Genomic DNA, 24,771 nt, shown 5'->3' on the forward strand with positions numbered 1-24,771 from the left:
CCGGGGCCGGCCGGGGCCGGCCGGGGCCGGGCGGCGGCCCTCGCCCGCTGCCGCAGTGCCGCGGCTTGCCTGATATCTTCGAGAATGCCGCAATTGTCCCGTGGCACTCGACCGTGCCGCCTGCACTCCAGGAGCCCGGAATGACCGGTCAAGCCGAGCCCATCAGCGCCGTCGCCCGCGAAGCTCTGGAACGGGAACTCGCCGGGCTGCGCACCGACCGCGCGAAGGTCGCCGCCACCCTGCGGGGCGGCGAGGAGGTGGGCGACCGGGCAGACCAGGCCGACGAGTTGCAGCGCGCCACGGAGGTCGACCGCCTGGACGCCCGCATCGCCGTGATCGACGGGCGCCTGCGCCAGGCCACCGTGGCCGGCCCCCCGGACACCGACGCGATCGGCGTGGGCAGCACCGTGCGGGTGCGGTTCGCGGACGGGACCGAGACCACCGTCCAGGTCGGCGAGCTCGCGGAGGCGCTGGACCGGACCCTGGTCACCACCGACAGCCCGCTCGGGCGCGCCCTGCTCGGGCACCGCGTCGGTGAGACCGTCGACTACGAGGCGCCCACCGGGCCGGCGACCGCCGTCGTGCTGTCCCTCGGCGACGGGACCGACGGGTAGCGGCCACGACCGACAGGTGGACCGACAGCCGCGACCGACAGGTAGACCGACCCGACCGACAGGACCGACAGGACCGACGGGTCGCAACGACTCCGTGCACCACGACGCCAACGACGCCGTGCCCCACGACGCCGGGGGCCCACCCGTCAACGGCCGGTGACGATACCGGCCACGAGGTTGATGGTGGTGGCCAGGATGCTCGCTCCGAACACGTACGACAGCAGGCAGTGCCGGAGGATGACCGCGCGCAGCCGGGAGCTGGAGACGCTGGTGTCGGAAACCTGGTAGGTCATCCCCAAGTTGTAGCTGAAGTAGAGGAAGTCGCTGTAGCGGGGCGGGTCGTTGGTGTTGAAGTCGATCCCGCCCCTGGTCGACCCGCCCCCGGCTGACCCACCCCCGGCCGACCCGCCGTCGGCCGACCCACCCCCGGCCGGAAGGTAGTAGATGTACGCGTAACGGGTGGCGTACATCAGATGCAGGGCCGCCCAGGACGCGAACACGCCGCAGAGCGCCGCCGCGGCCGCGGCGTGGCTCAGGTCCGACTTGCCGACCAGAAGCAGCGCCACGATGCCGGCCAGCCCGCACAACGCGGCCGCCACCACGACGAGTTCCTCGACGACCGGCCGGAACTCCTCGCGCCGCACGTTGCTGCGGGTGGCGTCGGCGTCCATGGGCCACAGGACGCACCACCCCGCCACCACGAAGGCCGTCTCCGCCGCGGCGATCCCGGCGAGGATCCCCAGCGGGGTGGTGGTCAGCGCGCCGACGAGGGCACCGACCACCGCGCCGGCCACCGCCGAACAGGCGAGCCGGGGGACGGCGGGGAGCACCAGGCGGTTGTACACGGGGGCCTCGGGACGCAGGAACGGTCATCGGTGGAACAGGGGGAGGACGGCGCGGGCGGGGAGGACAGCGTCAGCGTATCCGCGCGGGTACACCGGTGCAGCCCCGGCCGCACGGTGGGAGCGCCCCTGCGAAGGGCCCGGTACTGCCCACGGAGTCGAATGGCGTGCCCGGACCAGCGGGCATAGCCTGCCCGAAAATGCCGTTCCGTCCCCTCATGCCCGCTTCGGAGGGTCGAGTGTCGTGAGCACCAACAGTGACCAGCAGGATCCCCTGGAGGCCGGCGTGGGGCCCGTCCCCGAGGCGGATCCCGAGTTCCACCCCTACCATCACCCCGCCGCCGGCTGGGGCGCGGCGAAGAGCGTGTCCCGCTTCATGGTGCGCGAGGGCGCACTGGTGGACGGCCCGCGGGCGATCATGCGGATGAACCACGAGAACACCGGGTTCGACTGCCCGGGGTGCGCGTGGCCGGACGACACCAAGGGCCTGCACCTGGACATCTGCGAGAACGGCATCAAGCACGTCACCTGGGAGATGACCCGCAAGCGGGTCGGACGCGAGTTCTTCGCCGCGCACTCGGTGACCGAGCTGTCCGGGTGGAGCGACTACGACCTGGAGAACCAGGGGCGGCTGACCGAACCGATGGTCTACGACCCCGAGTCCGACCACTACGTCCCGATCAGCTGGAAGGAGGCGTTCGCGGTGGTCGGCCGCGCCCTGCGCGAGCTGGACGACCCGAACCAGGCCTCGTTCTACACCTCCGGCCGGCTCGGCAACGAGGCCACCTTCCTCTACCAGTTGATGGCCCGCGAGCTGGGCACCAACAACCTGCCGGACTATTCCAACATGTGCCACGAGGCGAGCGGACGCGCTCTCCAGGCTTCCCTGGGCACAGGGAAGGGGACGGTCGACCTCAAGGACTGGGAGAGCGCCGACGCCCTGTTCATCCTGGGCGTCAACGCCGCCTCCAACGCGCCCCGGATGCTCACCGCCCTCGCCGAGGCCTACCACCGCGGCGCGCAGATCGTGCACGTCAATCCGCTCGTCGAAGCGGCGGCCACCCGGACCATCATCCCCCACGACATGATGGACATGGCCCTGTTCAAGACGACCCGGACCAGCACCCTGAACCTCCAGCCGCGCATCGGCGGCGACATGGCCCTGCTGCGCGGCATGGCCAAGGCGGTCCTGGAGCAGTCCGAGTCCGACCCGAGGGCCCTGGACCGGGAGTTCATCGACCGCCACACCGCCGGCTTCGACGAGTACCGCGCACTGTGCGAGGCCACGTCGTGGGAGGAGATCGAGAAGCAGTCCGGGCTGAGCCGCGCCGACGTCCTCAAGGCGGCACGCGTGTACGGCGAGGCCGACCGCTCCGTCATCAGCTGGTGCCTGGGGCTCACCCAGCACGAGCACGGCGTCGACACCGTCCGGGAGATCGTCAACCTGCTGCTGCTCCGCGGCAACCTGGGCCGGGAGGGCGCCGGTCCCTCCCCCGTGCGCGGGCACAGCAACGTCCAGGGCAACCGCACCTGCGGCATCGACCACCGCCCCAGCGACGAGTTCCTGGACCGACTCGCCGAGGTCTGCAAGATCCGGCCGCCGCGTGACCACGGCCTGGACACCGTCAACACCCTCAGGGCGATGCACAGCGGTGACGTGAAGGTGTTCGTCGGCATGGGCGGCAACTTCGCGCTCGCGGCGCCCGACACCCCGTACACCTACGCGGCGCTGCGCTCCTGCGAGCTCACCGTCCAGGTGAGCACCAAGCTGAACCGCAGCCACATCGTCCACGGCCGGCAGGCCCTCATCCTGCCGTGCCTCGGCCGTACCGAGAAGGACCACCAGCGCAGGGGCGTCCAGAGCACCTCGGTCGAGGACTCGATGAGCATGGTCCACCTGTCGGTCGGCATGAAGCGCCCCGCCTCACCGCACCTGCTGTCCGAGCCGGCCATCGTCGCCGGCATGGCCCGCGCCGCCCTGCCCGACAGCGCGACGCCCTGGGAGTGGTACGTCGAGGACTACGACCGGATCCGCGACACCATGGCCCAGGCCCTCGACGGCTTCGAGGACTTCAACCGCCGGGTGCGCCTGCCGCTCGGCTTCCGGCTCAAGCAGCCCGCCCGTGAACTGGTCTTCCTGACCCCGTCCGGGCGCGCCGAGTTCTCCACCGCCACCCTGCCCGACGTCGTCCCCGCCCCCGGCACCCTGGCCCTGGGCACCATGCGCTCCCACGACCAGTGGAACACCACCATCTACTCCGACAACGACCGCTACCGCGGCATCAGGAACCTGCGCACGCTCGTCTTCATGAACCGGGCCGACATGCGCGAGCGCGGCATCGCCGACCTCGGGCCGGTCGACATCACGAGCACCGCGAGGGACGGCAGCCGTCGCTCGCTCCACGGCTACCTCGCCATCCCCTACGACATCCCCCGCGGCTGCGCGGCCGGCTACATGCCGGAGATGAACGTGCTCTGCGCGATCGGCGACCACAGCACCCAGAGCGACCAGCCGATCATGAAGCACCTCAAGGTCACCATCGACCCCTCCGCCTGACGGCGGGCCGGTCCGCCGTCGGTCCGCCCTCGGTCCGCCCTCGGTCCGCCGTCGGTCCTCTGTCACCGGACGAACCGCTCCAGGAGGAGGTAGGCACGCTGCTCCGCGGCGGCGAGCTCGGTCGGGTCGACCTCCGCCGGCCAGAGCTCGCCGGCCGCGGCGTCGTCGGCCTCGCGCAACTCCACCACGGCGGCGGCCAGGTGCGTCTGGACGACCGGGAACGACCGCTCCAGGCGGCTCTCCAGCACCTGCTCCGCCCGCTCGGACGCCTCCGTGCACGCGGCCAGCGCGCGCTGCGCCCGGACCGCCGCCCGGTCGTGGACCACCAACAGCGCACAGGCCAGCGCGATGCCGATGCCGAGGACGCTGCTCAGCACCCGGTCCGTGACGAGGGTCCCGGTGGGCGACGGGGCCGCCAGGTCGGTCAGCAGCAGCGCGAGCGGCGTGAGGAAGACGACTCCGAGGCCGTAGTTGCGGGCCACGACGTACTCCAGCAGGAACTCCAGGAGCACGATCACCAGCACCAGCGCCAGGGGACCGGGGTGCGCGGCCAGCACACCGAGCGCGAGCACCAGCCCGGCGGCCGTGCCCAGGGTGCGCTGGACGGCACGCTGCGCCGCCGTGCGGACGTTGACCGAGTGCAGCACCGCGGCGGCGGAGATGGCCGCCCAGTAGGCGTGACCGAGGCCGAGCAGCAGGGCCGTCCAACCCGCCAGCCCGGTACCGAGGGCCATCCGCAGGGCGGGGACGAGCAGGACCGAGGCGTGCCCGGGGCCGCCCCGGCGCTGCGCCGTCACCAGCCGCCCCGTCACCAGCTCGGCGGCGCGCAGTTCGGCGGCGAGCAGCGCGGCGGCGCGGCGGGTGGCAGAGGGACGGGTGGCGGAGGGACGGGTGGTGGAGGGACGGGTGGTCGGACCGGCCGGGTCCGGGACCGGGGCGACCCGGGTGAGGGCGGTCGGCGACGACAGCTCCGACAGGAGTGGCGGCTCCCGGTGGCGACGGCTCACCAGCAGGCGGACCTGGCCGCGCAGGTGCCGCGCCAGGCCGGTGGCGTCCTCCGGCGGCCGCCGGCCGGACCCGATCAGCAGCGACCAGGAGAGGTCGGTCAGGCGCACGCAGGTACCGCCCCGGCCGACACCCAGCTCGGCGGCCGTCGGAGGCATGACGTCGAGCATCTGGTACGCCTGCAGAACGGCGGCGGTCGCCCGGTGCCGGGCGGGCCTGCTCTCGCCCGCCACACTGCCGCCGGTCGCCCCTCCGCCCACCGCACCGCTGCCGGTCGCCGCCCCGTTCACCGCACCGGCGCCGGTTGCCCCTCCGCCCACCGCCCCTCCGCCCACCGCACCGCCGCCAGTCGCCTCCCACAGGTACGTGAGCTCGCGCAGGGCCGCCGCCACGGCGAGCCGCTGCGGACGGTCCGGGTACACGAGCCAACCCGCCACGGCCAGGCCCCAGGCCACGGCAGCACCCAGGGCGGCCAGGCCGGTCTGGGGAAGGACGTCGGCCGGGGCGGGTGCGCCGTTGGCCGCCACGGCGAAGGAGAAGAGCAGCAGCACCGCGCCCAGCCCGCCCAGCCGTGCCGCGTCGCAGGCGAACTTCGCGACGCCGGCCACCACGGCCATGGCCGCGATCACCACGGCGGCACCTGCTCCCCCGTCCCGCGGATGGGCCCACGCGGCGAGCGCCGAACCGCAGCCCACGCACGCCGTCATGGCCACCGCGACCAGCGCGAGCACCCGGGCGCGGCGCGCATAGGGCAGGTTGTGGCCGAACGTGGTGGCGAAGGATCCCAGCATCGTGTAGACGGCCTGGTCGGCGTGCCCGGCCAGGGCCAACGGCACCGCCGGCAACGCCATTGCCAGCGCGGCCCGCAGGGCGAAGGACAGGGCGCCGTCGACGCTCTTCAGGGCGAGCGCGCCCCGCGGGGAGAGCGCGCGCCGCACCCTGGAAGCCGCACGCCGCCGGCCGCTCCCCCTGGTACTCAGCACGCGCCGATCCGCTCCTCGTCCCGGATTCATCACTCCGCGATCACCCTCCGCGAATTCCCCGGAGAAGTCAAAGAGGGATTACCGATTGCCCGATCGGCGCCGGTTATCCGAAACGATAAGCCATACCTATCGGCTTATCGGCGACCCCTCTTTGACCTTTCGGTGCGCACGAGGGAAGCTGCTCCCGCACCAGAATTCGTGTATTCGCGAACAACACTCGTGAATACCCGAAAATTTCACCGTGCCCCCGTGCCCCCGTGCCCCCGTGCCCCCCGCGCCCCCGAAGCGCCGACTGGCGTCCGGAGCGACGGTCCGGTAGACCCGGGACGTGCTGTTCCGTCAACTCGAATACCTGGTGGCCCTCTCCCGGGAGCGCCACTTCGCCCGCGCCGCGCAGGCCTGTCACGTCTCCCAGCCCGCCCTCTCCGAGGCGATCCGCAAGCTGGAGGAGGAGTTGGACGTCCCGCTGGTCCTACGCGGCCGCAGGTACGAGGGCCTCACGCCCGAGGGCGAACGCATCGTCGTGCGGGCGCGGCGGATCCTGGCCGACCGTGACGCCCTCCGGAGCGAGGTCGGCGCCCTGCGCAGCGGGCTGAGCGGCCGGCTGCGGATCGGGGCCGTCCCGACCGCGTCCGGCGCCGTCGCACAGCTGACCGGCCCGTTCTGCGCGGCGCACCCGCTGGTCACCGTGGAGGTCAGCGCGGACCTCCGGTCGGAGGAGATCCTCCGGCGGCTGCAGAACTTCGAACTCGACGCCGGAGTCACCTACCTGCACGGAGACCTCTCCGAGAACCTCCGGGCCGTCCCGCTGTACGAGGAGCGGTACGTGCTGCTCAGCGGCGACGCCGACAGCCTCGCCCACCGGACCCCGGCGACCTGGGCGGAGGCCTCGCAGCTGCCGCTCTGCCTGCTGACCCCGGCGATGCAGGGCCGCCGGGTGCTGGACGAGCTGTTCGCCGAGGCCGGGCTGCGGCCGTCGCCCCGGGTCGAGACCGATTCCGTGGCGGCCCTCTTCGCCCACGTCCGGACGGGCAGGTGGGCCAGTATCGTCCCGCACACCTGGCTGCACGTCTTCGGCGTGCCGTACGGCATGCGGGCGGTGCCGATGACCGGGCCCGCCCGGGCGGTGCCGGTCGGGCTGGTGGTGTCCGCCCGCGAGCCGGGTTCGGTCCTGGCCCGCGCACTCACGGAGACCGCCCGCGGCACCGACGTCGCCGCCGCCCTGGACCGCCTCCCCGGCGACCCCGGGCCGCAGTAGACGAGCCGCAGCAGGCGGGCCGCAGCAGGCAAGCCACGGCGGACGGGGCGCGGTGGACGGGGCGCGGCGGACGGGCCGGAGCAGACGGGCGCGGTGGACGCGCCGCGGTCGGACGAGCCGCAGCGGACAGCGCGCCGCAGACAGGGCGCAGCAGACGGGCCGTCGGGCGGACATGATGGCGGTGACACCTCATCACCACACCCGACACGTTGCGAGGACCAGATGACCGACGCCTCCGCCTCCTTCCGGCTCCACCCGGGCGCCCCCGACTCCCCCGTGATCCTGCACGTCCCGCACTCCTCCCGGGACATACCCGCCGGGGTCCGCGCCGGGATCGTGCTGGACGAGGAGGCGCTCACGCGGGAACTCGACCACATCACCGACGCACACACGGCGGAGATCGCCGCGAGGGCGGCGGCCGCGGCGGGCGTCACCCCCTGGCGGTTCGTCAACCGGCTCTCGCGCCTGGTCGTCGACCCCGAACGCTTCCCCGACGAGCGGGAGGAGATGCTGGCGGCCGGCATGGGTGCGGTCTACACCCGGACCACGCACCGCGAGGTGCTCCGCCCGGAGGGCTTCGACGGCCGGCCGTTGCTGGAGCGCTACTTCCACCCGTACGCGGAGGCTGTGACGGCCGCGGTCGAGGAGCGTCTCGAAGCGGTCGGTCGCGCGGTGGTCATCGACGTCCACTCGTACCCGACGAAGGCCCTGCCGTACGAGCTCCACGGTGAGGGGCCCAGGCCGCCGGTCTGCCTCGGCACGGACCCGTTCCACACGCCCGCCGCGTTGCTCGACGCGGCGCAGCAGGCGTTCGCGGGCTTCGGCGGCACCGGCCTCGACAGCCCGTTCGCCGGGACGTACGTGCCCCTGCGGCACTACGGGAAGGCCGCGAACGTCAGCGCCCTCATGGTGGAGATCCGCCGCGACCTCTACATGGACGAGCCCGGGGGCCCCGCCGGCCCCGGGCTCGACGCGCTGGCGGGCGCGCTGGCCGACCTCGTCGGGCGGCTCTCCGGCTGACGGGCCTCCGGGCCCCGCGACCTGCCGGCTGACGGGCCTCCGGGATCCCGTGACCTACTGGATGCTCCAGCCGTGCGGATGGCCGGGGTCGGCGGGGCAGGCGAAGACGTTGAGCTCGCCCCAGCGGCCGACGGTCACCTCCGTGGGCGTGGCGTACTGGTGTGCCGGCAGGTCGCGTTCCTCCAGTGGTTTCCAGCTGCCGCTGCCGCCGTCCCACTCCGAGCTGTCGACGGTGAGCAGCAGGTGCATCGGTGTCTCGCAGACCCGGCAGTCCATGGGGCCCGGGTCGGTCGTGTGCCAGGACGCGAAGCCGCCGGCGCGCCAGCCGGGCGGGATGGAGAGGTCGTACTGGTAGCGGGCCGACCGGTCCGCGCCTTCGTCCGCCGACTCCTCGCCGTTCTCCTCGGCGTCCTCCTCCTCGACCGTCTGCTCCTCGGCCTCCTCCCGAGCGTCCTCCCAGGCGTAGATCCGGGCGCACAGGTCCTCGGGCAGGAGGCCGGCGAACGGGTACGTGGCCACCTGCTCCGGATGCAGCACGCACGGCTCGGGCACGTACCCGTCGAAGCCGACCACCTGCGGCTGCGGCGGCGCGGCCAGCACCTCGGCCACCTCCCGGGAACGGCGCCAGCGCAGGTCGAGGTGCATGCCGTAGCCGGTCGGCCCGTGCAGGTCGAAGGGGCACCAGAAGACCTGGAGCAGGTCGCAGCCGTCCGGTCCGGCCGGAAGGTCGGGGAGGTCCCGGCGGTACAGCTGGGCAAGGCCGATCAACGGCGTCGGGGCGGCCGCGTCCTCCGGTTCGAGCCGGTACTCCCGCCGGAGTTCACCCAGGAGCTGCCGCTCCTCGTCGGTGGGGCCCGACGAGGGGTCGCGGGCCCAGGCCGTGTCCAGCACCTGCCGGTACCGGTGGATGTCGGCCGGGCGCCTGCCACGGCGGCGGCCATGCGGCTGGGGGCACACCGGCCACGGCTCGTCCACCGGCCACAGCAGCGGCCCTCCGACGTGGCTGGCCGTCACCTCCGGGTGGCCCGGCCGCGGGTGGAGCCGGGTGGTGGTACCCCGGTGGGCGGCCAGTTCCGGGAAGAGCGCCTCGACGTCGAGCGGGCGCGGCGGGGTGGTCCTCGTCATGGCGACGACCATAGACAGCCGCTGCGCCCGCCGTCCGGGCACCCCCGGCGACCCCCGGCGACCCCGGCTGTCCCCGCCCTCGGATGGCTGCCCATGACCCACCGTCTCCACGGCGATCGCCCCTGTCCGACACCCTCGCCCCGGCCCGAGGCCCGCCCCTCGGGCCGGAATCTCCACAACTTCGCTACAAGAACGCCGGGTTACTCCCCAGTCGGCCAGCTCCCTGGAAGCATCCCTGCTGGGCATCGGGGAGGTGCCCGTGGACGCGATCGATGGGGGTTGCGATGAAGACTCGGATCAGGGACGCGAAGCCTCCGGCCCGACCCCGGCCCCGACTCCGGCCCCGGCCCCGGCCCCGGCCCTCCGGGGCGGTCGCCCGCGTACTGACGAAGGGACTGTTCCTCCTGGCAGGACTGGCCACCACCGTTCTCGGCTTCAGTTGGTTCGTCGACGAGCACGACGCGGCGGGCGCCTACCGCACCGCCCCGGTGTGCGACACGGCGGCGCACACGCCCGGCACGGACTGTGTGCGGCACGAGACCGGCAAGGTGACGGCCATCAGCACCGACATCGGCGGCGAGTCCACCACCTACAGGCTGACCGTGGCACGCGAGACGGCCCCCGGGCACAGCTACACGGTCAACTCGGCCGTCTTCTACGACGCGAAGGTCGGCGTGGACGTGGAGCTGGCGGTCTTCCGGGGGCGGGTGGCCGAGGTCTCCTACCACGGGCACCGCGCCCAGAACCCTGGCACGCCCTGGCTGACCTCCCTTGAGGTGGCCCTCCTGGTCGGCCTGGGATCGGCACTCACCGCCACCGGCGTGTCCCATTCACGGTTGGGCCTGCGAGCGGCCCCCTTCTATTTCTCCACCGCCGTCTTCGTCGCCGCCATGGCCTTCCTCGGCTGCCTCGTCTTCGTCTCGTCGCAACAGCCGCTCGCCGTCACCCTGGCCGCCCCCGTCCTCGGCTGGCTGTCCATGACCGCCTGCGTCATTGTGGCCACCTGGGACGGCTGAACGGGCTGTGCCCCTTGAACTACCAGAGCCCCGGCGGCCGTCGGCGGCGGTCGGTCACGGCATTGCCGCGAAGGCCTCCCGATGGTCGCGTGCCCACTGCTCAAACGTGCCCGCCGGCCGGCCGAGCACCCGCGGCACGTGATCGGTGACGTAGGCCGCACCACCGGCGCGTGCCCAGCCGATGCCGGTGACCATCCCGACCGGCAACCGGTCGAGCGCATTCGTGTCGGTGATCCTGACCGGCCGTTCCAGCACGCCCTCCAGGATCGCCGCCTGGTCTGCGGACGTCAGAAGCTCCGGCCCGGTCAGGTCGTACCGCTGCCCGTCGTGCACATCGCTGGTTATGGCGGCGACGGCGACCGCGGCCACGTCCCTCGGGTCGACGATGGCCTGCCGGGAGTCGCCGGCCAGGTTCGGGATCGGTTCTCCGGCCTGGATCAGGGCCCGGTACCGCAAGAGGTTCGAGGCGAAGCTCGGCGGGCGAAGCATCGTCCACACGAGCCCGCTGGCCTCGATCGCCTCCTCCGCGGCGAGGTGCCACGCGCCGACGGTCGCCCCGTCGAACCGCTCGCCGCTGCCGATGGCGGACAGCTTGACGATCTTTCGGACGCCTGCCGCCCGCGCGGCCGCGACCAGGGCGATGTCGTGGTCAGCGGTTGGTACGGGGGGCACGGTTACGAGGAAGACCGTGTCGACGTCGGCCACTGCGCGCGCCAGCGACGCCGGGTCGTCGAAGTCGGCCCGCACCCCGCCGGGCCGCTCGCGGCGGGACATCGCCCGGAACGGTAGGCCCCGCTCGGTGAGCAGGCGGACGACGTGACTACCGATGGTGCCGGTGGCACCGGTAACAAGGATCATGTCCCGACGATGACAGCGCTCTCACACCTCGTGATAGGAAGTTTCGGCACTATCGTGGGCCGCATGAGCTCTCTCGTCGTACCGCCTGCCCTTCTGCGGTGGGTGGCCGGGATCGATGTCGCCACGGCGGCCGGTTCGGCGGCGGTCGACGTGCCCGACCACGCCACCACACTTCTCCTGCGCACCGACAAGCGCGAGCTGATCGTCATGGGCCCCCGTACCCGTGCCGCCTATCACGTCGCCGCACCCGGCCACTCGTGCGTGCGGGTTCGTATGCGGCCGGGTCGTGCCCAAGCCCTGCTCGGACGTTCGCTGCGTGGTCTCGCCGACGGTGCCCTGCCGCTCCGCGAACTACCGGACCTGGACATCGACGAGCTCGCCGCCGACCCGGTCACCGCTCTCGAAAAGGCGTTGGCCGACCGCCCGGAGCCGTCGGAGCGACTCGAAGAGGCGGCGCGTCTACTGGCCGCCACCACTGTCACCGCGACCGCGGCCCGGTTGAACATCAGTGAGCGCCGCCTGCACGCCCTGTTCACCGACGCCACCGGCTTGTCCCCCAAGCACTTCGCACGCATCGACCGCGTTCGCACCGTGCTCGCGGCCGGTGCGGGCCGATGGGCGGACATCGCCGCGACGGCCGGCTACTACGACCAGTCCCACATGACGGCCGAGTTCCGCCACTTCATGGGTGTCCCACCGGCCGCGTTCACCGCTGGTCGGCGCCCCGCCGCGACCGTGTGCACTGCCTGAGTTCCAGGACACGGCGCAGAGAAGCAGGCCTCCCGGCGAGCACAGCGCGTCGCAATCCCGTGATCACCAGCCCTGTGCAAGGCGAGGAGGGGCCGGCCAGTCACGCGCCGGAACGTCGTGTCGGTGACGGACCGGGTGGGCAGAGGCCGTTGCCGACTGCTCCGAGCGGTGCGAGGAAGAGGCGTTCAGGGGCCCGGCCGTCCTCCGCGGGCGACGTCAGAACGGCCGGGCCGAATTGAGGTGTTGCTCAGCGAGGGTTGCGGACGACGAATCCTCGCGTCGGCCCACCTGTTGTGCGGGACATGCCCTTTACGACCGTCAGCACTTCGTCGGTGATGTCCCGTCGGGCGGCTGGATCACTGCTGTCGTACACCCGCCACTGTCCGTCCGGGTTGCTCAGGTCTTCGGGGGACACGATTCCCCGAATCCCCAGCCGGCGCAGGGTGTTGGCCATTTGCTGGGCTTCGTTCTCGTCCACGGTTCCCGCCCTTTCGGAGTTCGGTGCGCCCAGGCTAGCGGGCGCTGCCGCCTTCGCCCCCGCCTCCGCCGCCCCCGTTGCAGTGCGACGCGCACCCGCCGGGGTTGATCGGTCCGCATCCACCGGGGACGGGGGTGTGGGAGCAGTTCGCGGCCACGGCCACCAGGGCGCGGGTCGGGCCGGTCCAGAGCTCGTGGTCCGGGGTGTACCCGGCCTCTTCGATCAGGGCAATGGTCCGGGCGAGCGCGTCCGCGTCGTGACGCGTCGGGTCGGGCCGCTCCGGGTAGTGGTGGACGAACCCATCGAGCCTGTCGCACAGCTCGGCGTACACGCGGGTGTGCAGGATGAGCGCGTGCCACCCCTCGTCCACGACGTTGGACGGCGTGACCCGCGCGGCGGGGAACGTGCGGGCAGTGGCGACGAACTTGAGCGCTTCGGTGACGATGCGCTCGGCCGTGTCGTCGGCCATACCGGGGTTGTTGTCCAGGACGGTGAAGACGACCCCGTCGAACTGCGCGGGGGCGAGCAGGTTGCGGGCGACGGGACCGGTGTCGCCGGGCGGACGCTCGGGCGTGGTCATACTGGTGTCTCCTCACGCTGAGGGTTTCCCGGGCGTCGAATGACGCTCGGGGCCGTTCGGTGTTGCGGAACCCGCTCCGGCTGCTGCTCTCTGCCAAGATCTCGGCTGCCGGGGCGGGAATCTGTGGGAGTGCTCACGGGCGCGGACGGCAGACCGTCAGCAGCAACGCGACGACCACCACGAGGCCGGCCACGGACACCGCGAAGGCGGCCGTGAGACGCCGCGGGTCGCGGATCCCCTGGCGGTGCTGCTCGGCGATGTCGCGGTAGGGCTCCAGGCCGTCGTTCGTCATCCGTGGCGGTCGTGGGCCAGCTGGACTCAAGGGCATCTCCTGGCCTTGCAGTTGATGCAGACGCAGTGCACGAGGATGGAGTCCCTCGACAGCCGTTCGGCGGGCGTCGCGAAGCTGTCGTCCCGCTTGGCGGCCCGGTAGTCGTCCAGCGGGGTCCAGCTCACGGCTGGCTTGTTCGACGCGGGCGTGCGCACGGCACGCCTCCCGGGCTTGGAACGCGACGTTGACGATGCCATGAGGTTGCCCCTTTCGATCCGTTCTGTCGCCGGGCGAGCAGAACTGATCCTCCCTCGTCACGCAGGGTCTTAGTAACGCCAACAAGGCGTCACTTCGACCTTTTGCAAGGCGTCATTTCGGTGTCACAACGGCCTGGCACGGCCTACATTTGGACGCATGACGACCCCGAACGAGACCTTCCGTGCCGTTCGCATCAGCCTCCGTCTCAGCCAGGACGAGATGGCACGGAGGCTCCGCGACGCAGGTGACGCCATGGGCGAACCCAACGACGCCAACAAGCGGCTTGTCCAGCGATGGGAGGCCGGTGACGTACGGGCGCCGCGCCCGGTGTACCTGCGGGCACTGGAGGCCGTAACCAAGCTGCCCGCCGATCGTCTAGGGTTCCAGTCCATTCACCTGCCACCACGCGTTGCAGACGACGGAGCCGGAGGACACGACGTGACACCTCTTCACCCGACGGAACTCCCCGCGCCCGGCCCGGCAGGCGACGACTACAGCGGAGTATGGCTGAGTCACTACGAGTTCTTCAGCAGCAGCCGAGCGAACACCTACTCGGGCCTGCACCACGTGGTACTGGCCCACCACGGCAACCGAATCACCGCAACGTCGCTGCCCGGCGCCTCATCCAACCCCGACTCGCCGCTTACGCTCGATCTCACCGTTGACCGCAACGTCGTCACCGGCACCTGGACCGAGCAGACCGCCAACGACGGCTACTACCGGGGCGCCCGGTACCACGGGGCTATCCAGCTCCTCGTGGACCCCACCGGCCGGCACATGGCCGGGAAGTGGGTGGGCTTCGGCAAGGAGTTCGATGTCAACACGGGCCCCTGGGAACTGCGGCTCCTCGACAGGTCAACGGCCGACGAGGTTCGACGCAGGTACAGCGTCGCTCCGAAGGCGCTCACCACTGACTAGGCATCACTAAAGCCTGTCCCTCCAGGCCTTCAGTGTCGCCAGGCCCTCCGGACCGCTCCGGGGGGCCTCTTCGGACTGGCGGCACTTCCCGCACACTCCCGGAACGGTCTTGCCGGGCACAGCAGGCGCCGCAGTCCTACGCCGCAGGGCGCGGCAGGGCAGCTTCACGGGCCCTGCGTCGTCTGTGGCAAGGAGGCGCAGAGGATTCGAAGCAAGTCCTCCACCACCCAGCCTCCCGCGAGCCACCCCCCACCACGGCGGACTGATCGGCGCCCGCCGGGCGGCCCCCGGCGGGCGCGGCCGTCAGGCGTGCGGGGGGCCTGCCTCCGCCCCGAGGCCCAGCAGGCCGGCGGCCTGTTCGCGCATCTCGACCTTGCGGACCTTGCCGGTGACGGTCATCGGGAACTCGTCGACGAGGTGCACGTAGCGCGGGATCTTGTAGTGGGCGATCCGGCCGGTGCAGTACGCGCGCAGGCTCTCGGGGGTCAGCTCGGGGGCGCCGGGACGCAGCCGGACCCAGGCCATCAGCTCCTCGCCGTACTTGGCGTCGGGGACGCCGATGACCTGGGCGTCGAGGACGTCGGGGTGGGTGTGGAGGAACTCCTCGATCTCGCGGGGGTAGATGTTCTCGCCGCCGCGGATGACCATGTCCTTGATCCGGCCGGTGATGGTGAGGTAGCCCTCCTCGTCCATCACGGCGAGGTCGCCGGTGTGCATCCAGCCGTCGGCGTCGACCACCTCGGCGGTGCGGTCCGGCTGGTCCCAGTAGCCGAGCATGACCGAGTAGCCGCGGGTGCAGAGTTCGCCGGGCGTCCCGCGGGGGACGGTCCGTCCGGTCTGCGGGTCGGCGATCCTGACCTGGAGGTGCGGGCCGGGCCGGCCGACGGTGGAGACGCGGCGCTCCAGCGGGTCGGTGGCGCGGGTCTGGGTGGAGACCGGGGAGGTCTCGGTCATGCCGTAGCAGATCGACACGTCGCGCATGCCCATCCGTTCGACGACCTGCTTCATGACCTCGGTGGGACAGGGCGAGCCGGCCATGATCCCGGTCCGCAGGCTGGAGAGGTCGTGATCGGCGAAGCCCGGGTCGTTGAGCTCGGCGATGAACATGGTGGGGACGCCGTAGAGCGACGTGCAGCGCTCGGCGGCGACCGCGTGCAGGGTGGCGGCGGGGTCGAAGGCGGGGGCCGGGATCACCACGCAGGCGCCGTGCGACAGGGCTGCGAGGTTGCCCATGACCATGCCGAAGCAGTGGTAGAACGGCACCGGGACGCAGATCCGGTCGTGTTCGGTGTAGCCGCACAGCTCGCCGACGAAGAACCCGTTGTTAAGGATGTTGCGGTGCGAGAGCGTCGCGCCCTTGGGGAAGCCGGTGGTGCCCGAGGTGTACTGGATGTTGATCGGGTCGTCCGGGGCGAGCCCGGTAGCGGCCGGCCCGTCGGCGTCGGCGGCGCCGAGGAGGTCGGTCCAGGCGGCGGAGCCGATCAGCAGGACGTCCTTCAGCTCCGGGCAGCGCGGCGCCGCCTCGGCGAGCATCGCCGCGTAGTCGGAGGTCTTGAACGAGGGCGCGGCGACGACCGTGCGGATGCCCGACTGCCGCAGCACGTACTCCAGTTCGTGGGTGCGGTAGCCGGGGTTGACGGTCACCAGGATCGCGCCGATCCGGGCCGTGGCGTACTGCACGAACACCCATTCCGCGCAGTTCGGCGCCCAGATCCCGACCCGGTCGCCCCGGCCGACGCCGAGGGCGAGCAGGCCGGCCGCGACCCGGTCCACCTCGGCGGACAGCTCGCGGTACGTCCAGCGGCGGCCGGCCGGCAGGTCGACCAGCGCCTCGCGCTCGGGGAAGGCACGGACGACCCGGTCCAGGGCCGCGCCGATGGTTTCGTCGAGCAGGGGCGTGGCCGTGGCACCGGCGCCGATGCTGGCGGGCGGGGTGGGCATGCGGGGGCTCCTCGGCTCGTCCGGACAGCTGGCGCCCGAGTCTATGCAGGGCCGCGCCTGACGTCATTCACCCGTGTGTACTGGAACCATGACGCAACGTCACCGAATTGTCGAAGGAACGTCGGAGGAGCACCCATGGCAGGTCAGTTCGAGGCCGTGATCGAGGTCGAGCGACCCATCGCGGAGGTGTTCGCCTACCTCGCGGACGGCAGGAACGACCCCGAGTTCAGCCCGCGCGTCCTGGAGATCAGCAAGGATCCGGACGGCCCGACGGCCCCCGGCACCGTGTTCACCAGCACGGTCAAGGACGCCGGAATGCGGACCAGGCGCCGGATCCGGATCACCGCACTGGACGCCCCGACCACGCTGCGCTGGACCGAGGTCTCCCGCAACCTCGTCACCTCCAGCGTCGGGGGTTACGACCTGACACCGCTGACCGGGACCACGACACGGGTGCGGATCTTCAACTCGCTGGAGGGGCACGGGTTCGGCAAGCTCCTGGTGGGCGTTGCCCTGAGCGCGGCCCGCAAGGACGCACCCGCGTTCGGCCGGCGTATCAAGGCAGCGGTCGAGGCCTCCTGAGCGCGGCTCCCGCCCCGGGTCGCCCTGACTGCGGCTCCCGCCCCGGGGTGCAGGGCCGGCGGTAGGTCGGCCCTGCGGCCCGGGGCGGCCCGGGGCGGACGCCACCGCGCCGGGCCGCCCCGGGCCGCCGTTCCGGTGAGGGCCGGGTGCCTCTTCGGGCAGGGATGTGCGGAGATCGTCCACCGCCTGACCAGCCGAAACGATCAGTCGGGTACATTCGCGCCTGACTGATGATCAGTCAACGGGGGCGTGGGATCGGAGCAGGTCATCGCCCCCTCCCGGCCTTTCACGCACCCTGGACAGGACCTCCATGCCGAACCCGCAGCCCGCCGTGACCCGACGCACCGTCGTCGGGGCGCTGGGCGCCACCGCCGCCGCGCTCGCCGTCGCCCCGGCCGCCGCATCCGCCGCGACCGCCGCCCCCGTCCCGCCCGCCACCGCCCCCTCGCCCGCCTCCGGGCGGGCCGCGCGGACGGTCAGCGCCCCCGCCACCCGGGCACAGTCGGCGACGGGCCCGGAGGCCGCGACCGTCCGGGCCGGGTTCCCGATCCGGTACGTCGGCGTCAGCTGGGACGGCCCCCGGCGCGGCGCGGCCATCCGGCTCCACCGGGACGGCGCGGGCCCCGGCGCGTGGCAGCCCCTGCCCGCCGGCTGCGCGGGCGGGCCGGACGGCCCCGAGCGCCCGGCCGGTGCGGGCGCCATCGGCACCGCCACCGCGCTGGTCGCCGCCGGCGGCGCGCCCGGCTACGACCTGCGCCTGCCCGACGGCGCCGGCAACGTCCGCACCGCCGCGATCGACACCGTGCACGGGCCGGTCCGCACGCTGGCCGTCGCCGCGTCCGCCCCGGCCTCCTTCGCCGGCGTCGAGTACCTCTCGCGGGCCGCGTGGGGCGCCGACGAGTCCAAGCGCTTCAAGAACGGCGTGGAGAACTCCCCCGCGAAGTACTACCCGCTCCAGACCCTGACGGTCCACCACACCGACACGCCGAACGCCGACCCCGACCCGGCGGCGACCGTCCGCGCGATCTACGAGTACCACGCGATCACCAACGACTGGGGCGACATCGGCTACCACTTCCTGATCGACGAGGCCGGCCGGATCTACGAGGGCCGCTGGTCCGGCGACGACGGCGTCCCGGCGCACGACGCCGCCGGCAACGTGGTCACCGCCTTCCACACCGCGGGCTTCAACTCCGGCAACCTCGGCATCGCCCTGCTCGGCACCCTCAGCAGCCAGGACCCCACCCCGCAGGCCCGCCGCTCGCTGACCTGCCTGCTCGCCCTGCTCACCCGCACGCACCACCTCGACCCGCAGGCCCACGTCACCTTCGTCAACCCGGTCAACGGCGTGACGAAGCCGGTCGACATGATCAGCGGCCACCGCGACTGGCTCGCGACCGACTGCCCCGGCGGCACGATGTACGCGGGCCTGCCCGCGCTGCGCGCCGACGTCGCCGCCCTGGGCACCACCGCGGGCTGACCCCGCCCGTACCGCCCGCCCCTCTCCGGACGGGGCGGGCGGCGGGCGGCCGGTCGTTCGGACGGCGGCTGTCCTACGCTGGCTGCATGCCCCCAGAGCGAGTCCCCGCAGAGCCGGCCGACCACGGGAGCGCGTCGCCGGCCCGCGGGCTGGACGCCGTCCGTCGGCTGCTGGCCGCGCGGGGCGTCGCCGTCCTGAGCGGCGCGGGGCTGTCCACGGAGTCGGGCATCCCCGACTACCGCGGCGCCAACGGCCTGCTGCGCCGCCACACGCCGATGACCTACCAGGAGTTCACCGGCAGCGAGGCGGGCCGGCGCCGGTACTGGGCCCGCAGTCACGCCGGGTGGCGCTCGATCGCCGAGGCGCGGCCCAACGCCGGGCACCGGGCCGTCGAACGGCTGCGCGGGGCCGGCCGGGTGTCGGCGGTGATCACCCAGAACGTCGACGGCCTGCACCGCGCGGCCGGCACCGTCGACGCCGTCGAGCTGCACGGCGGGCTCGACCGGGTCGTCTGCCTCGGCTGCGGGCGCACCAGCACCCGCGAGGAGCTCGACCGCCGCCTGCACGACCTCAACGGCCCGGCCGCGGCCGCCGGCGCCCGGGTCAACCCGGACGGGGACGTGGAGCTGCCCGACGCGCTGGCCGACTCCTTCCGCATCGCGCCCTGCACGGCCTGCGGCGGCATGCTCAAGCCCGATGTCGTCTTCTTCGGCGAGAACGTGCCCCGGCCCCGTGTCCAGCACTGCTACGACCTGATCGACGACGCCCGCGCACTGCTCGTCCTCGGGTCCTCCCTCAGTGTCATGTCGGGCCTGCGCTTCGTGCGACACGCCGCACGCACCGGCAAGCCCGTCGCGATCGTCAACCAGGGCGCGACGCGGGGCGACGCGTACGCGGAGGTCACGCTCCCCCTCCCGCTCGGCGCCACCCTGACCGCCCTCGCCGAGCAGTTCGACACCGCACCGGACCCCCGGCAGGCGTGAACGGCGCCAGGGCACCCCGAGCCGTTCCCGGCCCGGAGCGGCGCGCCCCGGGCCCGGAACGGCGGTGGGCCCGGAACGGCGGTGGTCAGTGCAGTCCCTGCACCTGGGGATCGGTGAAGCCGACCGCGTACACCGTGCGCAGCGAGGCCGTCGTGGTGCCGGTGTAGTCGGCGCAGACGCCGGTGTCGTCCGCCCCCGGGGTGAAGTGCGGGTCGCCCTTGGCCCGGCAGATGCCCTCGGTGAGGCCCCAGAGTTCGTCGACCTGGGTGGTGCCCAGTTTGGGCCAGTAGCTGAGGGCCTGGGGCGAGCCGGCGCCCCAGTTGCCGCCCGAGGCGGTGCCGCTGCCGCACCCGGTGACGGGGCGGGTGTCGCCGCTCCAGGTGTGGGAGAAGACGGCGGGCTTGGTGCCGCAGCCCTTGGAGAACGCGAAGTTCACCAGCCCCTGGCCGTCGGTCCAGGTCATGCCGCCCTGGAGGCCCCGGTAGCCGTCGGTGCTGTAGGCGTCCTGGACGAGGGAGCGTCCGCCGGAGGTGGCGAGCAGTCCGGGATCGGTGGCCGCGCTGGCAGGGTTGAGCTGGTAGCGGACGACCCGGCTGCCGTAGGTGTCGCCGTACCACTCGCCGGTGACCAGCTTGAAGGTGGAGCCGCCGCCGGTCTTGTCCAGGGAGAGCCAGGAGAAGCAGAGCGAGGCCGGGTCGAGCGGCGCGGACGCGCTGCAGTCGGGTGCCTTCCTGGGCTGGAAGTAGCGGTGGACCTCGGGCAGCACGTACGGGTAGCCGCAGGCGCTCGACCTGCCGTTGTCGATGCCCACCGTGGAGACGCCGGAGCCGTAGGTGTCGACCTTCGCCAGTTTGTCGAGGTCGAACACGCGGATGCCGTTGGCGGTGTCGGTCACGTAGAGGTAGTTGGCGTACCAGACGATGCCGCCGCCGTGGCCGGTGACGAAGGTGAAGTCGGCGGCGCCGGAGGAGGTGCTGGTCGGCTCGGCCAGCAGGACGTGGCGGTACTTCCGGGTCGTCCGGTCGATGAGGGTGAGCTTGAGCAGGTTGTCGCTCTTGCAGCCACCGGTCGGCTCGCCGTCGTAGGCCTTGTAGTGCCAGCTGACCGCGGTGACGCTCCGGCCCTGGATCTCCCCGTCGCCGCCGTCGGCGGTGCCGGTGGTGCTGAGGCCCTGGGGGTACCAGTGCTGCGTGGTGTCGTCGGCGTGGGCGCTCGACCAGCACCAGGCGGTCTTCTTCTCGACGGTGGGCGGCAGGCCGGCGGTCGCGGTGCCCGAACAGGCCTGCATCTGCCGGAGGTTCATCCAACTGTCCGGTTGTCCGGCGGAGTTGGTGGTGTAGTCGGTCGTGACGACGTCGGTCAGGCTCGCGTGGTTCCTGAGGTACCGGGTGTACAGGTTGTCGGTCGCGGCCGCGTAACTGGTGTCGGTCAGCCGGAACTGGCCCGGGGCCGGGGTGAGCGGCTTCACCACCGGGGTGCCGGCGGCCGAGGCCGGTGCCGGGCCGGCGAGCACCGCCGTGCAGACCGCGGCCAGAGCGGCGAGTGCCGCCTTCCACCGTAAGCTGCGCTTGCGTCCCATCCGTCTCTCCGTTCGCTGGTGCGCCAGGACTGGAAGGATGATCGCACCGGGCCGCGGTTCCGGGTACCGTCCGCAGGTACGGAGGGACGATGCCGGTGGGTGCGGGGGGACGGTACCGGTGGGTGCCGGGAGGACGGCGCCTTCGGGTTGAGTATCCTCGGTAGTTGTTCGGTTCTGGTGTTTTCGGTTTGCTTGGTGAGGGGAGCGGGGCTGTGGCGGATACGGGACTTCTGGCCCATCAGCGGCAGGCGCTGATCGCCGAGATCGTGCGCCGCAGCGGTGCCGTGCGGGTCGCGGACCTGGTCGAACAGCTGGGGGTCTCCGACATGACCGTCCGCCGGGACCTGGACGCGCTGGAGCGTTCGGGCACGGTGAAGAAGGTGCACGGGGGTGCCGTGCTCGGTTCGGAGACCGCGGTGGCCGAGCCGGGGTTCGAGGTGAAGTCCGGCCTGGAGTCGGCGGCCAAGGCCGCGGTGGCGGACGCCGCGGCGGCGCTGGTCGAACCGGGCAGCGTCATCGCGATCTCGGCGGGGACAACGGCCTTCGCGGTCGCGGCCAGGCTGCTGCGGGTGCCGCGGCTGACCGTCGTCACCAACTCGCTGCCCGTCGCCGACCTGATCCGCTCGGCCGGGGAGCAGCACGATCCGGACGCGCCGTCGCTGCTGCTGACCGGCGGCTCCCCCACCCCGTCCGCGGCGCTGGTGGGGCCGCTGGCGGACCAGTCGATCCGGGCGCTCCACGTCGACCTGCTGATCCTGGGGGCGCACGGGGTGTCCGAGAAGGCCGGCCTGACGACGCCGAACCTGGCCGAGTCCCAGACCAACCGGGCGCTGATCGCCTCCGCCCGGCGCGTCGCGGTGGTCGCGGACCACAGCAAGTGGGGCGTCGTCGGCCTCAGCGGGTTCGCGGCGCTGGAGGACGTCGACGTGTTCGTCACGGACTCCGGGCTGGGCGAGCACGCCCGGGGCGTCCTGGCGGAGGCGGTCGGCGAGCTGGTGGTCGCCGAGGTGCCCGCAGCCTGAGCGCGCCCACCCGCGCCGGCGCAACGCCAACGCCCGGCACCTTGGCGCCCCGGCACCCCCCGGCACCCGGCACCCCGACGTTCCGGCCTCAGGGCCTCAGGGCCTCCGGGTCTCCGAGCCTCGCGGCTTCCCGACCGCCCGACGCCGCGAACGCACCCGGATCCGCAGCAGGAAGGGTCCGCGCCGGGGTGGCGGACCCGTCCTCGCCTCACGATCGGGCAACCTGGTGGTCCTTCCCGGTCGCAGCACCAGCCTCGGCCGGGGAGCGAGTTGTCGGCCACGTGGAGGAGGAGACCCTCGTGAGCACCGTGCGAACCCGCAGGATCGTCCTGGTCCGGCATGCCAAGTCCGAGCGAAGCGACGTCATCGACGACCACGAGCGCCCGCTGGCCGAACGGGGCCGCCGGGACGCGCCGGCCGCGGGCCGCTGGCTGGCCGGTGCGGGCATCACCCCGGACCTCGCCCTCGTCTCCACGGCGACGCGTACCCGGGAGACCTGGGACCTGCTCGCCCCCGAGCTGTCCGAGCGGCCCGCGACCGTCTACGAGGAGCGGATCTACGCGGCGAGCCCCGGCGAACTCCTCGTCCTGCTCACCGAGCTGTCCGAGGAGGTGGACGACGTGGTGATGGTGGGCCACAATCCCGGCATCCACGCCCTGGCGGAGATCCTCGCCGGCGCGTCCGAGGGCGACCTGACGGCCCGGATGAGTGCCGCCTTCCCCACCTCGGCCATCGCGGTGCTCACCTACGAGGGGTCCTGGAAGGCGGTCGAGCCCGGCGCCGCCCGGCTGGTCGCCTTCTGGACTCCGCGCTCCTGACCGTCGTCGTTCAGCGCACCCGGCCGTCCCAGCTCCACGCACCGGCGGGCACCTCGGGCAGGCCCGGCAGGCCGATGCGGCCGGTACACCACAGCAGAGCGTCCCCGGGGGCGTGGCCGGTCGGGGCGGCCGGGAACAGCCGGGCCAACGCCGGGCCGGCGAGTTCGTCCGGAACCGACCGGTCAAGGCCGAGGCCGCCCGCCAGGTCCCAGCCGTGGACGAGGAGTTCGACCGTCCCCATGGCCGCAAATCCCGATCCGTCCGAGTGCCCCCACGGGTGCCAGGCCCGGGCGTCCGCCGGCGCGTCCCGGACCGCTCCGGCCAGCAGGGCCGCGGCGATGCGCAGGCCCTCCAGGCAGTGCGGGATCGGCGCGGCCGGGTCGAGCGAGCCGAACAGCGTGATGTAGCGGTCGGTCGGACGGGCCGTCAGCAGGCCCGCGTAGCCGAGCAGGCCGAGCGCGAGGTGGTCGAGGGTCGCGCGGCAGGTCCAGTCGCTGCCCTTCGGGCGGCGCGACCAGTCGGCGTCGGCGGCCCGGTCGAGCAGCGCGGTGGTCCGGGCGGCGGCCTCCGTCACCAGCGCGGGCCAGTCCGTGACGGCGGCGGCCGGGGTGGCGGCCGTCACTTCCGGATCCCCTCGATCAGGCGGGCGTAGCTGTCGGCGCCGTGGCCGGCCTCGATGGCCTGTTCGGTCTGGCGGGCGAGGAGTTCGGGCAGCGCGGTGTCGACGCCTCGGGCCCGGGCGGCGTGCAACAGGTGCTTCATCGCCGCGAGGTGGACGGTGAGGCTGGCGTCGTCCCCCGGGTACGCGCCGGCGTCGGCCTGGGCGGCGTAGCGGCCGATGAAGCCGGCCACCGCACCGGCCAGCCAGCGGGTGGCGACGGGGGTGAAGTCGGCGGCGCGGACGCCGTCGGCGCCGACCAGGGCCACGCCCTGGAGCCAGCCGCTGAGCGAGGACCACATCAGACCGAGCAGCGCGGCGTCGTAGAGGCCGGCGATCCCGGCGTCCGGGCCGAGGTCGACCTGGTCGCCGAGGACGGCGAGGGTGTCGCGGTGGCGGGCCAGCGCCGCGGGCGTGCCGCTGTAGAGCAGGGTCGCGTCGGGGCCGCCGATGCCGGGCGGGGTGATCATGATCGCGCCGTCGAGGTAGGCGAGGTCGTGCTCGGCGGCCCAGCTGGCCAGCTCGCGGGCCTGTTCGGGGGAGCCGGAGGTGAGGTTCACCAGGGTCCGCCCGCGAAGCAGGGCTTCGGTTCCGGCGAGGACGGCGCGCAGGGCGTCGTAGTCGAGGACGCAGGCGACGATCAGCGGGCCCGCCTCGACCGCCTCGACGGGTGAGGCGGCCCGGCCCACCGCCCGGGCGGGCAGGCCCAGTTCGTGGACCTCTCGGTGCCCGTCGCGGACGACGACAGCCTCGCACCGGTCCTGCAGTGGGCCACCGCCAACCTCGAACAACCCCTGACGGTGGACGAGTTGGCCCGACGCGCCCGGATGAGCCCGCGCACCTTCTTCCGGCGCCTGCAGGCCGCCACCGGCACCACCCCGCTGCAGTGGCTGCTCAACCAGCGACTCGCCCGCGCCCAGTCGCTGCTGGAGGCGACCGACCTGCCCGTCGAGCAGATCGGCGAGCGCAGCGGCCTCGGCAGCGCGACCAACCTGCGCCGCCACTTCACCGCCCGGGTCGGCGTGACCCCGACCGACTACCGGCGGGCCTTCACGGCCCGGGCGGCCGTGGGCGGACGCTGAGGCGAGCCCCCGGCCGGGCGGCAGCGCCGGCCGGCGGGAGGACCGTCCCCGCAGCCGGCCGCCATCCGCCCCGCCCCTGCCCCCGCCGGCGGC

General features: G+C 73.1%; 24 protein-coding genes and 1 pseudogene. 13 read left to right on the top strand and 12 right to left on the bottom strand.

All coding sequences use genetic code 11. From position 1 onward, the window contains the following. Positions 1-140: 140 nt before the first annotated feature. Complete coding sequence (locus tag J5Y04_RS05775) at positions 141-614, top strand: GreA/GreB family elongation factor (protein WP_209410734.1); 474 nt, start codon at positions 141-143, stop codon at positions 612-614. A 146-nt stretch (positions 615-760) separates the two neighbouring features. On the opposite strand, the gene J5Y04_RS05780 is transcribed toward J5Y04_RS05775, so the two are convergent. Beyond that, complete coding sequence (locus J5Y04_RS05780; protein WP_307852946.1) at positions 761-1,444, bottom strand: DUF1345 domain-containing protein; 684 nt, start codon at positions 1,442-1,444, stop codon at positions 761-763. Positions 1,445-1,700: 256 nt separating this feature from the next. Here J5Y04_RS05780 and J5Y04_RS05785 point away from each other — a divergent pair, with 256 nt between their 5' ends. Continuing rightward, positions 1,701-4,013 carry an FdhF/YdeP family oxidoreductase gene (locus tag J5Y04_RS05785; RefSeq protein ID WP_209410736.1) on the top strand — a complete coding sequence of 771 codons (2,313 nt, stop codon included), beginning with the start codon at positions 1,701-1,703 and terminating at the stop codon, positions 4,011-4,013. A gap of 62 nt (positions 4,014-4,075) precedes the next feature. On the opposite strand, the gene J5Y04_RS05790 is transcribed toward J5Y04_RS05785, so the two are convergent. Further along, positions 4,076-5,869, bottom strand: a complete 1,794-nt coding sequence (locus tag J5Y04_RS05790) for an FUSC family protein (RefSeq protein ID WP_245204401.1) — start codon at positions 5,867-5,869, stop codon at positions 4,076-4,078. Between the two features lie 460 nt (positions 5,870-6,329). On the opposite strand from J5Y04_RS05790, the gene J5Y04_RS05795 reads away from it, so the two are divergent. Both J5Y04_RS05795 and J5Y04_RS05800 read left to right on the top strand, forming a co-directional pair. Then, a complete protein-coding gene (locus tag J5Y04_RS05795; RefSeq protein ID WP_209410738.1) occupies positions 6,330-7,259 on the top strand; it encodes a LysR family transcriptional regulator in 930 nt (309 codons plus the stop codon). Positions 7,260-7,481: 222 nt separating this feature from the next. After that, positions 7,482-8,279 carry an N-formylglutamate amidohydrolase gene (locus J5Y04_RS05800; protein WP_209410739.1) on the top strand — a complete coding sequence of 266 codons (798 nt, stop codon included), beginning with the start codon at positions 7,482-7,484 and terminating at the stop codon, positions 8,277-8,279. Positions 8,280-8,333: 54 nt separating this feature from the next. Here the strand turns inward: J5Y04_RS05800 and J5Y04_RS05805 are convergent, their stop codons facing one another. Continuing rightward, complete coding sequence (locus J5Y04_RS05805) at positions 8,334-9,404, bottom strand: hypothetical protein (RefSeq protein WP_209410740.1); 1,071 nt, start codon at positions 9,402-9,404, stop codon at positions 8,334-8,336. Between the two features lie 284 nt (positions 9,405-9,688). Here J5Y04_RS05805 and J5Y04_RS05810 point away from each other — a divergent pair, with 284 nt between their 5' ends. Beyond that, entirely contained in the window at positions 9,689-10,420 is a 732-nt protein-coding gene (locus tag J5Y04_RS05810; RefSeq protein ID WP_209410741.1) for a hypothetical protein, read from the top strand. Positions 10,421-10,474: 54 nt separating this feature from the next. Here the strand turns inward: J5Y04_RS05810 and J5Y04_RS05815 are convergent, their stop codons facing one another. Continuing rightward, entirely contained in the window at positions 10,475-11,278 is an 804-nt protein-coding gene (locus J5Y04_RS05815) for an NAD(P)H-binding protein (protein ID WP_209410742.1), read from the bottom strand. 63 nt (positions 11,279-11,341) lie between these two features. On the opposite strand from J5Y04_RS05815, the gene J5Y04_RS05820 reads away from it, so the two are divergent. Next, positions 11,342-12,028: an AraC family transcriptional regulator gene (locus J5Y04_RS05820; RefSeq protein WP_245204361.1), complete on the top strand. Its 687-nt coding sequence runs from the start codon at positions 11,342-11,344 to the stop codon at positions 12,026-12,028. A 247-nt stretch (positions 12,029-12,275) separates the two neighbouring features. On the opposite strand, the gene J5Y04_RS05825 is transcribed toward J5Y04_RS05820, so the two are convergent. The 4 genes from J5Y04_RS05825 to J5Y04_RS05840 form a co-directional block, all read right to left on the bottom strand. Then, positions 12,276-12,506: a hypothetical protein gene (locus J5Y04_RS05825; RefSeq protein ID WP_209410744.1), complete on the bottom strand. Its 231-nt coding sequence runs from the start codon at positions 12,504-12,506 to the stop codon at positions 12,276-12,278. A gap of 34 nt (positions 12,507-12,540) precedes the next feature. Further along, a complete protein-coding gene (locus tag J5Y04_RS05830) occupies positions 12,541-13,086 on the bottom strand; it encodes a hypothetical protein (RefSeq protein ID WP_209410745.1) in 546 nt (181 codons plus the stop codon). A 133-nt stretch (positions 13,087-13,219) separates the two neighbouring features. After that, positions 13,220-13,378 carry a hypothetical protein gene (locus J5Y04_RS05835; protein WP_209410746.1) on the bottom strand — a complete coding sequence of 53 codons (159 nt, stop codon included), beginning with the start codon at positions 13,376-13,378 and terminating at the stop codon, positions 13,220-13,222. Positions 13,379-13,404: 26 nt separating this feature from the next. After that, complete coding sequence (locus J5Y04_RS05840; protein ID WP_209410747.1) at positions 13,405-13,542, bottom strand: hypothetical protein; 138 nt, start codon at positions 13,540-13,542, stop codon at positions 13,405-13,407. 229 nt (positions 13,543-13,771) lie between these two features. On the opposite strand from J5Y04_RS05840, the gene J5Y04_RS05845 reads away from it, so the two are divergent. After that, positions 13,772-14,533: a DNA-binding transcriptional regulator gene (locus J5Y04_RS05845; protein WP_209410748.1), complete on the top strand. Its 762-nt coding sequence runs from the start codon at positions 13,772-13,774 to the stop codon at positions 14,531-14,533. A gap of 303 nt (positions 14,534-14,836) precedes the next feature. Here the strand turns inward: J5Y04_RS05845 and J5Y04_RS05850 are convergent, their stop codons facing one another. Next, on the bottom strand, positions 14,837-16,474 hold the full coding sequence (locus tag J5Y04_RS05850) for an AMP-binding protein (protein ID WP_209410749.1): 1,638 nt from the start codon (positions 16,472-16,474) through the stop codon (positions 14,837-14,839). A 135-nt stretch (positions 16,475-16,609) separates the two neighbouring features. On the opposite strand from J5Y04_RS05850, the gene J5Y04_RS05855 reads away from it, so the two are divergent. From J5Y04_RS05855 to J5Y04_RS05865, 3 genes are all read left to right on the top strand, one after another. Continuing rightward, a complete protein-coding gene (locus J5Y04_RS05855; RefSeq protein WP_209410750.1) occupies positions 16,610-17,056 on the top strand; it encodes an SRPBCC family protein in 447 nt (148 codons plus the stop codon). A 310-nt stretch (positions 17,057-17,366) separates the two neighbouring features. Further along, positions 17,367-18,536 (top strand): peptidoglycan recognition family protein, encoded by a 1,170-nt coding sequence (locus J5Y04_RS05860; RefSeq protein WP_209410751.1) that lies wholly within the window; start codon positions 17,367-17,369, stop codon positions 18,534-18,536. Between the two features lie 86 nt (positions 18,537-18,622). Next, positions 18,623-19,519: an NAD-dependent protein deacetylase gene (locus tag J5Y04_RS05865; protein ID WP_209410752.1), complete on the top strand. Its 897-nt coding sequence runs from the start codon at positions 18,623-18,625 to the stop codon at positions 19,517-19,519. 85 nt (positions 19,520-19,604) lie between these two features. Here J5Y04_RS05865 and J5Y04_RS05870 read toward each other — a convergent pair whose 3' ends face one another. Continuing rightward, positions 19,605-21,098: a hypothetical protein gene (locus tag J5Y04_RS05870; RefSeq protein ID WP_209410753.1), complete on the bottom strand. Its 1,494-nt coding sequence runs from the start codon at positions 21,096-21,098 to the stop codon at positions 19,605-19,607. Positions 21,099-21,310: 212 nt separating this feature from the next. Here J5Y04_RS05870 and J5Y04_RS05875 point away from each other — a divergent pair, with 212 nt between their 5' ends. After that, positions 21,311-22,120: a DeoR/GlpR family DNA-binding transcription regulator gene (locus J5Y04_RS05875; protein ID WP_209410754.1), complete on the top strand. Its 810-nt coding sequence runs from the start codon at positions 21,311-21,313 to the stop codon at positions 22,118-22,120. A gap of 299 nt (positions 22,121-22,419) precedes the next feature. Further along, positions 22,420-22,938: a histidine phosphatase family protein gene (locus tag J5Y04_RS05880; RefSeq protein WP_209410755.1), complete on the top strand. Its 519-nt coding sequence runs from the start codon at positions 22,420-22,422 to the stop codon at positions 22,936-22,938. Positions 22,939-22,948: 10 nt separating this feature from the next. On the opposite strand, the gene J5Y04_RS05885 is transcribed toward J5Y04_RS05880, so the two are convergent. Further along, entirely contained in the window at positions 22,949-23,560 is a 612-nt protein-coding gene (locus tag J5Y04_RS05885; protein ID WP_209410756.1) for a maleylpyruvate isomerase N-terminal domain-containing protein, read from the bottom strand. After that, on the bottom strand, positions 23,557-24,285 hold the full coding sequence (locus tag J5Y04_RS05890; protein ID WP_307852948.1) for an NAD(P)-binding domain-containing protein: 729 nt from the start codon (positions 24,283-24,285) through the stop codon (positions 23,557-23,559). Before J5Y04_RS05890 ends, J5Y04_RS05885 begins: the two co-directional genes overlap by 4 nt. Here J5Y04_RS05890 and J5Y04_RS05895 point away from each other — a divergent pair. Beyond that, a pseudogene (locus tag J5Y04_RS05895) lies at positions 24,277-24,678 on the top strand (GlxA family transcriptional regulator); the annotation flags it as partial. The gene J5Y04_RS05890 and the pseudogene J5Y04_RS05895 sit on opposite strands and share 9 nt — an antisense overlap. Between the last annotated feature and the right edge of the window lie 93 nt (positions 24,679-24,771).

Source organism: Kitasatospora sp. RG8 (assembly GCF_017813315.1).
Classification (GTDB): domain Bacteria; phylum Actinomycetota; class Actinomycetes; order Streptomycetales; family Streptomycetaceae; genus Kitasatospora.